The following is a 13,413-nucleotide window of genomic DNA, read 5'->3' as shown; positions in this document are numbered from 1 at the left end:
ACCCTTATAAGTCCGTATTCCATTCGCCGTCGGCATCGGCGCAGATGACCGGGCGTGAAGGTTCGGCTTCCTTGAGCCATTGGTAGGCCTTGTACATGCAGTAGCCGTTGCCCGCTTCGCCGCCCAGGGCGTAGGCGATGACGCAGGTGTGGTTGCGCGAGCGGTAGTACATGGCCTGCACGCGTTCCAGATATTCGTCGGCCAGCGCCGGGTCGTTGGAGGGCGTGCCGCCTACCCGGCGGTTGTCGCGCTGTTCGGGGGCGTGGATGTTGGCCCGGTCGATGACTTGCAGCCCCAGCTGGTCGCAGAGCCCGTAGAACCATTCCGGTTGCGGATAGTCCGGCGCGAGGGTGTTGTAGCCTTGCTTGCGGAGCGTTTGCAGCTGGGCGGCGGTCGTCTTGGCGTCGGCCGCGGCGTTGTAGCGGGCGATGTTGAGTTGCAGCGGCTTGCCGAAGCGGGTGAACCGTCCGTCGGCGAATTCGGCCGGGCCGAAGCCGATTTTCAGCGGCATGTATTCCTTGTAGGTGCCGTCGCGGCGGGTGAAAAGCATGACCTTGTAGAGCGGCGGATTCTTGGCCGAGGGTTCCCACTTGTTTTCGTAGGCGTGGTAGATGAAGGGCGAGAACCGCACCGTGTCGGCCGAGCGGCCGGGGATGACCGTCTCGCGGATGTCGAATTCCAGCAGCTTGCCCTGCGGCGAATAGATGTCGTAGCCGACCTCGACCTTTTCGTCGTAGTTGAACATGTTCTGCGCGACGATTTGCAGGTCGAGCATGGCGAAGTTGCGGCCGAGCGAATCGGGCACCAGCGCAATCCGGAAGTCGCGGATGGAGCGCTTGTTCTGATAGTAGAGGTAGCTGCCCTCGAATTCCTTGCGGCGCACGGGGTCGGAAGCGTCCAGCCGGCCGCGGTCGTTGAACATCAGGAGCTTGAAGTCGTTGGCGCCCTGCCGGATATAGGGCGAGAGGTCGAATTCGGCGGGCGTGAGCGGGTCGTCGACTTCGGCCACGCTGCGGTCGTTGACCCACAGTGCATAGGCCGTGGGGGCGTTCTCGATATGGAGGTAGACGCATCCGTCGGTCCAGACATAGGGGATTTCGGTCTGCTGCTCCATGACGGCGCAGAGCGGTCCCTCGGCGGTGATGGTCGTCTCGGGCCGGAAAGCGAGGGTGTGGCCCGAAGCGGCGAGGTTGCGGGCTTCGGCGTCGTGGCGCATGTCGTAGGGCACGGCTTCGGTGCGGCCGATGCGTGCGTCCTGCTGGGCCGAAGCGCCTGCGGCCGCCAGCAAAGCCATGCAGAGCGATAGGATGCGTTTGATCATATACCTTGTTTTATAAAGCACGACAAAGGTAGGTTTTTTTTGCCGAATCGCAAATAACGACTATCTTTGTGAATTCGGAAACAAGCATAACATCATCGTCATGAAAACGCAGAGAATAGCAGAGATTCTGAAGTCGGGCGTCGTGGACACCGACATTGTTGTGAAAGGCTGGGTGCGCACCAAACGCGGCAACAAGAATGTGGCGTTCATCGCCTTGAACGACGGCTCGTGCGTGGGTAATATCCAGGTGGTGGTCGACCTGGCGGAAATCGCCGAGGAGACGCTCAAGCCCGTGACGACCGGCGCCTGCATCCGGGTCGACGGGCGGTTGGTCGCCTCGCCCGGTTCGGGACAGGGGGTCGAGGTGCAGGCCCGGCGCATCGAGGTCTACGGTACGGCCGACCCCGAGACCTATCCCTTGCAGAAGAAGGGCCATTCGCTCGAATTCCTGCGCGACATAGCCTATCTGCGTCCCCGGACCAACACGTTCGGGGCCGTGCTGCGCATCCGCCACGCGATGGCCTATGCCATTCACGAATATTTCAACAAGCAGGGTTTCTACTATTTCCATACCCCCATCATCACCGCTTCGGACTGCGAAGGCGCGGGTGCCATGTTCCAGGTCACGACGCTCGATATGGAGAATCCGCCCAAGACCGAGGAGGGCAAGATCGACTTCTCGCAGGATTTCTTCGGCCGCGCCTGCAACCTGACCGTCTCGGGTCAGCTGGAGGGCGAGCTGGGCGCGCTGGCGCTGGGCCGCATCTACACGTTCGGCCCCACGTTCCGCGCCGAGAACTCCAACACGCCGCGCCACGCTTCGGAATTCTGGATGATAGAACCCGAGGCGGCGTTCTTCGAGCTGGAGGACAACATGGAGCTGGCCGAGGACTTTCTGAAGTATCTGATTCGCTACGCGCTCGACAACTGCCGCGAGGACCTCGAATTCATGAACAAGATGTGGGATCCGGGGCTCATCGAGCGGTTGAAGTTCGTGGTGGACAACGAATTCAAGCGCCTGGACTACACCGAGGGCATCGAAATCCTCAAGGCTTCGGGCCGCAAGTTCGAGTTCCCGTGCGAGTGGGGCTGCGACCTCCAGTCGGAGCACGAACGCTACCTGGTCGAGGAGCATTTCAAGCGTCCGGTCATCCTCATCAACTATCCCAAGGAAATCAAGGCGTTCTACATGAAACAGAACGACGACGGCAAAACCGTGCGCGGTATGGACGTCCTTTTCCCCGGAATAGGCGAGATTATCGGCGGTTCGGAGCGCGAGGCCGATTATGGCAAACTCTGTGCAAGGGTTCGGGAACTCGGGATGAGCGAGCGGGAACTCTGGTGGTACCTGGATACGCGCCGTTGGGGTTCGGCTCCGCACTCGGGATTCGGTCTGGGCTTCGACCGGCTGTTGATTTTCGTGACGGGCCTGACCAACATCCGCGACGTGCAGCCTTTCCCGCGCACGCCGCAGCACGCCGACTTCTAAGATTAGGAACTGAAAATTAAAAATTCGGAAATCGGAGTGCCGGCCGACGGTCGGATGCCGATGTGCGCTGCTTCCCCGATACCGGGTGCACGAGGTGATTTTTAATTTTTCATTTTTAATTTTTTTTCGGCAGCAGTATGGCCATCAATCAGCGACAGATCATTTCGCTCCAGCAGAAACTCTCTCCGCAGCAGATTCAGATGATCAAGCTGTTGGAGCTGCCTACCGTACAGCTCGAGCAGCGCATCAAGCAGGAGATCGAGGACAACATCGTGCTCGAAGAGGAGGAGCGGTCCTCCGAGGAGGATGCCGAGCCGCAGCAGATTTCGGTCGAGGAGTACCTGCGCGAGGACGATACGCCCGCTTACAAAAGCCGCATCAACAATTACTCCAAGGACGACAAGCAGCGTCCCGTCTTTCTGACCGGGGGCCGTTCGCTGCAGGAGTATTTGGTCGAGCAGCTCAGTTTCCGCAACCTCACCGAGCGCGACATGCGGCTGTCGGTCTATCTGATAGGCAGCATCGACGAGGACGGTTATCTGCGCCGCGACCTCGATTCGATAGCCGACGACATCGCCTTTTCGGTCGGGCTCGAAACCACGGCCGAAGAGCTCGAACGGCTGTTGGGCATTATCCACGAGTTGGAGCCTGCCGGGGTCGGTGCACGCAACCTGCGCGAGTGTCTGTTGCTGCAGATGAACCAGAAAGCGGTCAATTCCCGGCCGCGGCGGCTCGCCCGCAAGATTCTGACCTCCTATTTCGAGGAGTTCGTCAAGAAGCATTACGAGAAGCTCATCGCACGGCTTCAGATTTCGGAGGAGGATTTCCGCGAGGCCATCGGCGAAATCAAGCGGCTGTCGCCCAAGCCCGGCAATCTCTACGCCGAGGGGGGCACCGACACCACGCCCTACATCATCCCCGATTTCATCCTCGATTACCAGGACGGGCGGTTCCACCTTTCGCTCAATTCCTACAACGTGCCCGAGGTGCGGGTCAACCGCCGTTATGTCGACATGATCCGCGACATGGTCGCGTCCGACGGTACGGTCAAGGAGAAGGACAAGGAGGCGATTCAGTTCGTCAAGAGCAAGATCGATTCGGCCAAGTGGTTCATTTCTGCCATCAAGCAGCGGCACGACACGCTGATGCGGACCATGCAGACGATTCTCGACTACCAGCAGGAGTATTTCAAGGACGGCGACCAGTCCAGACTGCGGCCCATGATTCTCAAGGACATCGCCGACCGCACGGGGCTCGACGTCTCGACGATTTCGCGCGTGGTCAACAGCAAGTATGTGCAGACGCAGTTCGGCATCATCCTGCTGAAGTCGCTTTTCTCCGAAGCCATGCAGACCGAGAGCGGCGAGGAGGTGTCGAGCTACGAAATCAAGAACATCCTCCAGCAGTGCATCGACGACGAGGACAAGCGCCGTCCGCTGACCGACGAGACGCTCATGGACATCCTCAATTCCAAGGGTTACCGCATCGCCCGCCGCACGGTGGCCAAGTACCGCGAGATGCTCAACATCCCCGTCGCACGGCTGCGCAAACAGATTTAACTTAGGTGAAAAGTTAAAAGTGAAAGGTGAAATGTCCCCGTCTTTTGCCGCGCCGGGCAAATCGGCAGCTTTCTGTCATTCTGAGCAAATTTCCCCTCTCTGTCATTCTGAGCGAATTTCCCCTCTCTGTCATTCTGAGCGCAGCGAAGAATCTTATGGCAAATTAACTGCGTTTCGCTGTTCCCCTCCTCCTTGCTCCGCATAACCCGCAAGCAGTCGCAACATTTACTTTCCCTTTACCCGAATGAAACCTCTTGCCCGAATTTCCCATGCCCTTTCTTGGGCGCTGCATCCCTTTCTGCTGCCGCTCTACGCGGTGGTCTACCTGCTGACATGCACCGCGTTCGTTTATTATCCCACGGGTATGAAGTTCTATTTCGCGTGGGTCATCGTCCTCTATGCCATGGTCATCCCCGTGCTCTCGCTGGGGTTGTTGCGGGCGTTGGGGCGCGTTTCGGACTGGCGCATCGACGAGCGGCGCGAGCGGTGGTGGCCCCTGCTCATCGGCACGCTCTGTTATGTGCTTTGCGCCGTGACGCTCGCCCGGATTCCGTCGGCGGTTTTCCTGCGCAAGTTCATGTTGGCCGCGGCTTGTTGCGAGGGGATGTGCCTCGTGGTGTCGTTCTATTGGAAAATCAGCCTGCACCTCACAGCCATGGGGGCCGCCGTGGCTTTGCTTGTCATCATGAGCGTCGCCGACCCCGGGCGTTCGCTCGTGCCGTTCGCCGTCACCGTCTTCTGCGCCGGGGCATTGGCTTCCGCCCGGCTCTACCTGGGTTGCCACAACGCTGCGCAGATCTTCGCCGGGTTCTGCGGCGGATTCTGCGTCGCTGCGTTGGCGCTGCTGTTCCTTTGATTTTCTGCAGCCATCCGCCTGCGGGCGCTATACGCACCCTTGGGCAAGCATGGCGTTGGCGACTTTCATGAAGCCGCCGATGTTGGCCCCGACCACGTAGTTCACATAGCCGTCGGGCTGCGTGCCGTATTGCACGCATACCGCATGGATGTTGCGCATGATTCCGTGGAGTTTGGTGTCCACTTCCTCGGGCGTCCACGTCAGCCGCATCGAGTTCTGGCACATTTCCAGCCCCGAGGTGGCTACGCCGCCCGCGTTCGCGGCCTTGCCCGGCGCATAGAGCAGTTTGTGCTGTTGGAAGATGCGGATGGCTTCGGGCGTCGAGGGCATGTTGGCCCCCTCCACCACGCACATGCAGCCGTGTCCCACCAGCGCCTGCGCGTTGTCGCCGTCCAGCTCGTTCTGCGTTGCGCAGGGCATCGCCACGTCGCACGCCACGCTCCACGGCCGTTCGCCGGGATGGTAGGTCGCCTGCGGGTAGCGGTCGGCGTATTCCTTGATGCGGCCGCGGAATACGTTTTTCAGCTCCATGACATATTCCAGCTTCGCCGCGTCGATTCCCTCGGGGTCGTGGACGAATCCCGACGAATCGGAGAGGGTCACCACCTTGGCGCCCAGCTGCGTGGCCTTTTCGCAGGCATACTGCGCCACGTTGCCCGAGCCCGAAATGCAGACGGTCTTGCCCGCCAGTTTGTCTCCGCGTGCGGCCAGCATCTCCTCGGCGAAGTAGCAGACGCCGTAGCCCGTCGCTTCCGGCCGCAGCGGGCTGCCGCCCCAGTCGCGGCCCTTGCCCGTGAGCGTGCCGGTGAATTCATTGCGCAGCCGCTTGTACTGACCGAACAGGTAGCCGATTTCGCGGCCGCCCACGCCGATGTCGCCCGCCGGAACGTCGGTGTCCTGCCCGATGTGGCGCTGTAATTCGGTCATGAACGATTGGCAGAACTTCATCACTTCGTTGTCCGACCTGCCCTTGGGGTTGAAGTCCGAACCGCCCTTGCCGCCGCCCATGGGCAGGGTCGTCAGGCTGTTCTTGAAAGTCTGCTCGAAAGCCAGGAACTTCAGTATCGAGAGGTTGACCGAGGCATGGAAGCGGATGCCGCCCTTGTAGGGACCGATGGCGCTGTTCATCTGGACGCGGTAGCCGCGGTTGACTTCGATTTCGCCGCGGTCGTTGAGCCACGGCACCCGGAAAATCACCACGCGTTCGGGTTCGGCGATGCGTTCCAGAATCTTCATCCGCTGCAGGACGGGGCTGGCGGCGATGTGGGGTGCCAGCGATTCGGCCACTTCGCGCACGGCCTGGTGGAATTCGGGTTCGTTGGGGTTGCGGGCGATGAGCTGCGCCATGAATGTTTCGACGTAACGTTCGGGGGAGGTCTCCATAGAGGGGTGTTTTTTGTTTGTCCGGATTCAAAAATAGGAGGAACGGGCGGGTTTTGCAAATTCTTTAATAACGGCGCCCGCCCGCCGTCCCGTTTCCGGGGCTGTTTTTCTTATCGTTTCTTGCGTGCCGGGTTCCGCCCGGTTAGAGATGATAACAGAAAATGCCGGATTCTTGAAGAATCCGACATTTATCAAAAAGTTATCGACTTTTTGCCGTTTTATTGGCCCGCCTGCCGCGCGAACCGGAATCCGACATAGACGTTTTCGTATTTGCCCAGCAGTTCTGCCACGGTCGCCAGCGACGAAATCTTGCTGCCGAGCGCCGTGAAAAGCCGGACCAGCCCGTTGACGGGGAAGACGATTTGCAGCTCCGTGCCGCTGACGAAAGCGTGGCCCGGGAGGGTCCCGAGGTTGTACTTGCCTTTGGCGAAGCGGAGCGTCAGGGCGTGGGTGGCAGGCTCGAATTCGTAGGTGCCGCTCAGTTTGTGCGTCCCGAGCGTCGCCGTGAACTCGCCTTCGCGCTCGAAGGTGAATTCGCACGCTCCGGGCCGGATGCCGACCAGTTTGTAGGCCGATTCGAGTTTGGCCGCTGCGGTCGATTCGAGCGCCGCGCCGCCGATTTCGCCGCCGAGGTCTTCGCTCTCGAAGCGGACGCCCGGCGCGGTGTAGCACCATTGGCCGACAATGGCGTAGCGGGTCAGTTGGCCGTCGGTGGCCTTGTCGGCAAGTGCCGTGCCGATTTTGGTCAGTATGTCCGACCAGTTTTGCGCCGTGGCGGTTCCTGCCGACAGCCACAGTATGGCCAGCAGTAGCAGTTTCTTCATTTCGTGCGGGGTTTTACAGGTTTTCCAGTTCGTTCAGCCATGCGGCCGCCGAAGCGTCCGAGGGCATCCGCCAGTCGCCGCGCGGCGACAAGGCCACCGACCCGACCTTGGGTCCGTCGGGCATGGCCGAGCGCTTGAACTGCTGGGCGAAGAAGCGGCGGAAGAAGACGCCGAGCCATTTGTGGATCGTCGTCCGGTCGTAGCTGCCGCTGAACGCCGTTTCGGCCAGGAACAGAATTTTGGCGGGTCCGTAGCCCGAGCGCAGGAAGTGGTAGAGGAAAAAGTCGTGCAGTTCGTAGGGACCCACGAGGTCTTCGGTCTTCTGGGCGATGCGCCCTTCCTTGTCGGCGGGCAGCAGTTCGGGGCTTACGGGGGTGTCCACAATGTCCAGCAGCGTCGCGCGCGCCGTCTCGTCCGTCTCGGTTTCGGCGGCCCACCGGACCAGGTGGCGGACCAGCGTCTTGGGCACCGAGGCGTTGACGCCGTACATCGACATCTGGTCGCCGTTGTAGGTGGCCCACCCCAAGGCCAGTTCGCTCAGGTCGCCCGTTCCGACGACCAGCCCGCCCTCCATGTTGGCCACGTCCATCAGTATCTGCGTCCGTTCGCGGGCCTGCGCGTTTTCGTAGGCCGCCGAACGGTCGTCGGGGTCGAGCCCGATGTCTTTCATGTGTTGGATGCAGGCTTCGCGGATGGGTATTTCGCGGACGGTGATTCCTAAGCGGCCCATCAGTTCCAGCGCGTTGCGGTAGGTGCGGTCGGTGGTGCCGAATCCGGGCATCGTGATGCCGACGATGCCTGTGCGTTCCAGCTTGAGGAGGTCGAACGCGCGGACGGTGACCAGCAGGGCCAGCGTCGAGTCGAGCCCGCCCGAAATCCCCACTACGGCGCGCTTGCAGCCCGTGTGGCGGAGCCGCTGGGCCAGGCCGTGGGCCTGGATGCGGAAGATTTCTTCGCAGCGTTCGCTGCGGTGCCCCTCGTCCTTGGGTACGAACGGCAGCGGGTCGATGTCGCGGTCGAGCGCCGCGGCGCGCAGCCCCTCGGGGATTTCCATCTCGATGACGGTGTTTTCCGACGTCGTTTCGTTGTTGCGGAACGAGGTGTTGCGCCGCCGCTCGAATTCGAGCCGTTCGATGTCCACGTCGGCCACGACGAGCTGTTCTTCGGCCGCGAAGCGTTCGGCTTCGCGCAGGACGACGCCGTTTTCGGCGATGAATCCGTTGCCGGCGAAAACCAGGTCGCTCGACGATTCGCCCTGCCCGGCCGAGCAGTAGACGTAGGCCGAGAGGGTGCGGGCCGACTGCTGGGCCACCAACTGGCGCAGATAGGCGTGCTTGCCCACCCCCTCGGGCGAGGCCGAGAGGTTGAAGAGCACCTTGGCGCCGTTGAGCGCCAGCTGCGACGAGGGGGGAATGGCCGTCCAGAGGTCTTCGCAGATTTCGACGCCGAATTCCGTGCCGTTGACCTCGAACGTCAGGCCCGGGCCGAAGTCGGTCTGCTGTCCGGCGACGGCGATGCGTTCCTCCTCCGCGATTCCGGCGCCCGACGCGAACCAGCGGTTTTCGTAGAACTCTGCGTAGTCGGGGATGTGGGTCTTGGGCACGACACCGAGCACGCGTCCCTGCGTGAAGACGACGGCGCAGTTGTAGAGGGTGGAGCCGTGGCGCAGGGGCGCGCCGACAAGTAGCGTCAGCGGCAGTTTGCGCGTCGCCCGCACGATCTCTTCCAGCGCGGCGTCGGCCGCATCGAGCAGGACCGATTGCAGCAGCAGGTCGCCGCAGGTGTAGCCTGTTACGGCGAGTTCGGGGAACGCGACGATTTCGACGCCCCGCCGGGCGGCTTCCTCGGCCAGCGCGACGATGCGCGCCGAGTTGTATTCGCAGTCGGCGACCCGCACCTGCGGAACGGCCGCCGCGACTTTCAGAAAACCGAAATTATCCATCCTGTCGTAATTGAAAATGAAAAATTAAGAATTAAAAATCAACGTCTCGTTCGTTTGCGCGGGTCGGGTGCAAGAGTGAGCCTTGATGAAATGCGAGCCGGCTTCGGGACAAGGCCGGAAGTTCTGCAAATCATTTTTCATTCTTAATTTTTAATTCAAGAATTATTCGCTCCATAGCTGCGCGAGGTTGAGGATTACCTGTTGGGCCTTGCGCATGGTGGTGAGCGAGCAGTACTCGAATTTGCCGTGGAAGTTCATGCCGCCCGTGAAAAGGTTGGGGCAGGGCAGTCCCATGAACGAAAGGCGTGCGCCGTCCGTGCCGCCGCGAATGGGCCGCACCAAGGGTTTCACGTCGGCCATCCGCATGGCTTCGAGCGCCTTGCCGATGACCTGCGGATGGGGTTCGACCATCTTGCGCATGTTGAAATACTGGTCTTTGAGGGTGAGGGTCAGCACTTCGTCGCCGTATTTCTTCTTCAGCAAGTCGACCGCCGCCCACATAAAGACCTTCTTCTGCTCGAAGCGGTCGGCGTCGTGGTCGCGGATGATGTAGCTCAGCGTCGCCTTTTCGACCGTGCCGTTGAGGCCTACGCAGTGATAGAATCCTTCGTAGCCCTCGGTGTGTTCGGGTTTTTCGGCTTCGGGCAGCATCCGTTGCAGGTCGCAGGCCACTTCGATGGCGTTTATCATCTTGCCCTTGGCGTAGCCCGGGTGGACGTTGCGGCCCTGGATGTCGATGCGGGCGCTCGCGGCGTTGAAGTTCTCGTATTCGAGTTCGCCCTCCATGCCGCCGTCGACCGTGTAGGCGAAGTCGGCGCCGAAAGCCGCCACGTCGAAGAAGTCGACGCCGCGCCCCACTTCCTCGTCGGGGGTGAAGCCGATGCGGATTTTGCCGTGCTTCACTTCCGGGTGGGCCAGCAGGTATTCGGCCGCGGTCATGATTTCGGCGACACCCGCTTTGTCGTCGGCGCCTAAGAGGGTCGTGCCGTCGGTGTGGATGAGGGTGTGGCCCTTGAAAAAGGCGAGTTCCGGGAAATCGGCCACACGCATGGTCAGATGGCCGTTCAGCACGATGTCGCTGCCGTCGTAGTCTTCGACGATGCGGGGTTTGACGTCCTTGCCGCTCATGTCGGGCGAGGTGTCCACGTGGGCTATGAAGCCGACGACAGGGGCGTTCTCGCACCCCGGTGTCGCCGGAACCGTGCCCATGACATAGCCGTAGCGGTCCATCGTCACCTCGGTCATGCCGAGCGCCTGCATTTCGTCGCGCAGTTCCGAGAGCAGCACTTTCTGCTTGTCGGTCGACGGGTAGGTCGTGCTCTCCTCCGACGACTGGGTGTCGTAGGAGACGTATTTCAGAAAACGTTCTTTCAGATCCATTTATTAAGGTGAAAAGTGAAAGGTTATAAGCGAAAGGTGGGCAGGCTGCGGATTTGTTTCGTCAGCGGCTGTTCATTTTTCATTCTTAATTTTTCATTTTTAATTTCAGCGTGTGCCAGGCGAAGTAGCCTATCAGCAGCAGGTACATGGCCAGCCCGACCCATTCGGCGGCGTTCGACGAAGCCCACTCCGCGAGGAACCAGTCGACGCCTGCGAACTTCAGCACGGCGCTCACCACACCCATCAGCGCTCCGCCGGCTATGAAGCCCGAGGCGATGAGCGTGCCGCGGTCGAAGCGGGCTTTGTTGAGCGTCTCGTCTTGCGTGCGCGTCGAGACGTACCAGGCTATCAGACCGCCCGTTACCAGCGGGGCGTTCAGTTCCATGGGGATGAACATGCCCAGCGCGAAGGCCAGCGCCGGTACGCCGATCGTCGTGAGTATCAGCGCCAGCATGGCGCCGCAGAAGTAGAGCATCCACGGAGTCTGCCCGCCCGTCATCAGCGGTTGGATGACGGCCGCCATGGCGTTGGCCTGCGGAGCTACGAGCGCTCCCTCGCCCACGAATCCGTAGGATTTGTTGAGCACGATCATCACGCCTGCCACGGTCGCCGCGGCAACGAGCGTGCCGAGAAATTTCCAGCTCTCCTGCTTGCGGGGCGTGGTGCCGAGCCAGTAGCCGATTTTCAGGTCGGTGATGAAGCCCCCGGCCATCGAAAGGGCCGTGCAGACCACTCCGCCGATGATAAGGGCCGCGGTCATGCCGGTGGTGCCGCTCAGTCCGACGCTCACCAGAATCAGCGACGAGAGAATCAGCGTCATCAGCGTCATACCCGAGACGGGGTTGGTGCCCACGATGGCGATTGCGTTGGCTGCCACGGTGGTAAAGAGGAACGAGATGACGAAGACCACGGCGATGGCGGTCAGCGACTGCACCCAGCCGTCGAGCAGTCCTACATGGAAGAAGACGAAGACCGACAGCAGCGTGGCGACCAGAATCGTCAGAATCCGTTTCATCGGCAGGTCGCGGTCGGTGCGGCCCACGGCTACGGGTTGGATTTTGCTGCCCTTGAGTTCCGTCACGGCGAGCCCTACGGCCTGCCGGATGATGCGCGACTGCTTGAAGATGCCGATGATGCCCGCCATCGCGATGCCGCCGATGCCCAGCGGTTTGCCGATGAACTGAAAGAGGTTTTCGGCCGAGAGCAGGCGCTGCGGGTCGGCCAGCAGGTCGTCGCGCGTGACGCCCAGAAGCGACGCCATGACGGCGGGGTCGAGCGCTTCGGCCAGCGAGCCCACCACCGGAACGATGATGAACCACACCAGGGCCGACCCGGCCGTGATGATGAGGGCGTATTTCAGTCCGATGATGTAGCCTAAGCCCAGCACGGCGGCCGAGGTGTTCACGCTGAAGACCACCTTGAACTTCTCGGCGGCCATGGCGCCCCACGAGCAGATGCGCGTCGACACCGATTCGGTCCAAAGCCCGAACGTGCCCACCACGAAGTCGTAAAGACCGCCGATCAGTCCGGCCGCGGCCAGCAGTTTGGCCTGCGAGCCGCCCTTTTCGCCCGAGACGAGCACTTCGGTGGTGGCCGTCGCTTCGGGGAAGGGGTATTTGCCGTGCATCTCCTTGACGAAGTACTTGCGGAACGGAATCAGCAGCACGATGCCCAGCAGTCCGCCGAAAAGCGACGAGAGGAAGACCTGCCAGAATGCGGCGTCGAGCCCGAGGATGTAGAGCGCCGGAAGGGTGAAGATCGCTCCTGCGACGATGACGCCCGACGACGCGCCGATGGATTGGATGATGACATTCTGCCCGAGCATGTTCTTCTTGCCCAGCACGTTGCCCATGCCTACGGCAATGATGGCGATGGGTATCGCCGCCTCGAAGACCTGCCCGACTTTCAGGCCGAGGAATGCCGCCGCGGCCGAGAAGACCACGGCCATGATTACGCCCATCGTCACCGAGTAGGGCGTCACTTCGCGCGGGGCCGAGGCCGCCGGCATCAGGGGCGTATATTCTTCGCCGGGCTTGAGTTCGCGGTAGGCGTTCTCCGGCAGCGAAGTAGGGTTGTTTTCTTCCATGATTGTCTCTCGAAATTAGAAATGAAAAATTAAGAATTAAAAATTGTTCATCGTATTTTAGGCGAACCGGATGTTCGATAAAGAGCCGTGTGGGAATGCCGCCTGTGTCGAGACGGGAAAACCTGCATGCCCCCTCCCGATTTTAATTTTTCATTCTTAATTATGAAATCGTCTATCGGTTGTCGCCGCTGCCCGCGATGCGGTTGCGTTCCATGCGCGAGCGGAGTTTGTCGACATTGGTCTGCGCCACTTCTTCCAGTTCGTAGCCCAGGTCGTGCGAGAGGGTCGCGCAGTACCACAGCACGTCGCCGATTTCCTTCATGATTTCGGCTTTCTTCTCCGGCGTGAATTCGCGGTGGCCGTCGCGGATGACTTTCTTGACCTTGTCGGCCACTTCGCCCGCTTCGCCCGTCAGTCCGAGCGTCGGGTAGACGATGCGGCTTTCGGCCGGATAGATGGCCGTTTCGAGTGCGTGCCGTTGGTATTCGTTGAGTGTCATAGGGTTGTTTTTTGGATTCTCGGAACAAAAATACGCAATAATTTCGGAACTGCCCGCCGCTCCTGCAAAAAATA

General features: G+C 60.9%; 10 protein-coding genes. 3 read left to right on the top strand and 7 right to left on the bottom strand.

From position 1 onward, the window contains the following. Window positions 1–4: 4 nt before the first annotated feature. On the bottom strand, window positions 5–1,321 hold the full coding sequence (locus NFR47_RS03575; RefSeq protein ID WP_251214211.1) for a glycoside hydrolase family 2 TIM barrel-domain containing protein: 1,317 nt from the start codon (window positions 1,319–1,321) through the stop codon (window positions 5–7). A gap of 100 nt (window positions 1,322–1,421) precedes the next feature. Here NFR47_RS03575 and asnS point away from each other — a divergent pair, with 100 nt between their 5' ends. The 3 genes from asnS (at window position 1,422) to NFR47_RS03560 (ending at window position 5,225) form a co-directional block, all read left to right on the top strand. Continuing rightward, entirely contained in the window at window positions 1,422–2,810 is a 1,389-nt protein-coding gene (gene asnS, locus NFR47_RS03570) for an asparagine--tRNA ligase (protein ID WP_251214210.1), read from the top strand. Between the two features lie 137 nt (window positions 2,811–2,947). After that, the gene (gene rpoN / locus NFR47_RS03565) at window positions 2,948–4,369 is read left to right on the top strand and encodes an RNA polymerase factor sigma-54 (protein WP_251214209.1); all 1,422 of its coding nucleotides are present in this window, start codon (window positions 2,948–2,950) and stop codon (window positions 4,367–4,369) included. A 244-nt stretch (window positions 4,370–4,613) separates the two neighbouring features. Next, window positions 4,614–5,225: a PEX28-32 family peroxisomal membrane protein gene (locus NFR47_RS03560; protein WP_251214208.1), complete on the top strand. Its 612-nt coding sequence runs from the start codon at window positions 4,614–4,616 to the stop codon at window positions 5,223–5,225. Between the two features lie 27 nt (window positions 5,226–5,252). On the opposite strand, the gene gdhA is transcribed toward NFR47_RS03560, so the two are convergent. The 6 genes from gdhA to NFR47_RS03530 all read right to left on the bottom strand — a co-directional run bounded on the left by gdhA (window position 5,253) and on the right by NFR47_RS03530 (window position 13,339). Beyond that, window positions 5,253–6,608, bottom strand: a complete 1,356-nt coding sequence (gene gdhA / locus NFR47_RS03555; protein WP_251214207.1) for an NADP-specific glutamate dehydrogenase — start codon at window positions 6,606–6,608, stop codon at window positions 5,253–5,255. A gap of 218 nt (window positions 6,609–6,826) precedes the next feature. Beyond that, the gene (locus NFR47_RS03550; RefSeq protein WP_251214206.1) at window positions 6,827–7,432 is read right to left on the bottom strand and encodes a DUF4923 family protein; all 606 of its coding nucleotides are present in this window, start codon (window positions 7,430–7,432) and stop codon (window positions 6,827–6,829) included. A gap of 13 nt (window positions 7,433–7,445) precedes the next feature. After that, window positions 7,446–9,374: an NAD(+) synthase gene (locus NFR47_RS03545; RefSeq protein WP_251214205.1), complete on the bottom strand. Its 1,929-nt coding sequence runs from the start codon at window positions 9,372–9,374 to the stop codon at window positions 7,446–7,448. Window positions 9,375–9,536: 162 nt separating this feature from the next. Next, window positions 9,537–10,754 carry a peptidase T gene (pepT, locus tag NFR47_RS03540; RefSeq protein WP_251214204.1) on the bottom strand — a complete coding sequence of 406 codons (1,218 nt, stop codon included), beginning with the start codon at window positions 10,752–10,754 and terminating at the stop codon, window positions 9,537–9,539. An 85-nt stretch (window positions 10,755–10,839) separates the two neighbouring features. Continuing rightward, window positions 10,840–12,840 (bottom strand): OPT family oligopeptide transporter, encoded by a 2,001-nt coding sequence (locus NFR47_RS03535; RefSeq protein ID WP_251214203.1) that lies wholly within the window; start codon window positions 12,838–12,840, stop codon window positions 10,840–10,842. Between the two features lie 172 nt (window positions 12,841–13,012). After that, a complete protein-coding gene (locus tag NFR47_RS03530) occupies window positions 13,013–13,339 on the bottom strand; it encodes a nucleoside triphosphate pyrophosphohydrolase family protein (RefSeq protein ID WP_251214202.1) in 327 nt (108 codons plus the stop codon). Window positions 13,340–13,413: the final 74 nt, after the last annotated feature.

It is taken from the genome of Alistipes muris (assembly GCF_943193205.1).
Taxonomy (GTDB): Bacteria; Bacteroidota; Bacteroidia; order Bacteroidales; family Rikenellaceae; genus Alistipes; species Alistipes muris.
Note: the sequence above shows the minus strand (reverse complement) of the source record. Positions and strands in the feature narration are given on the sequence as shown.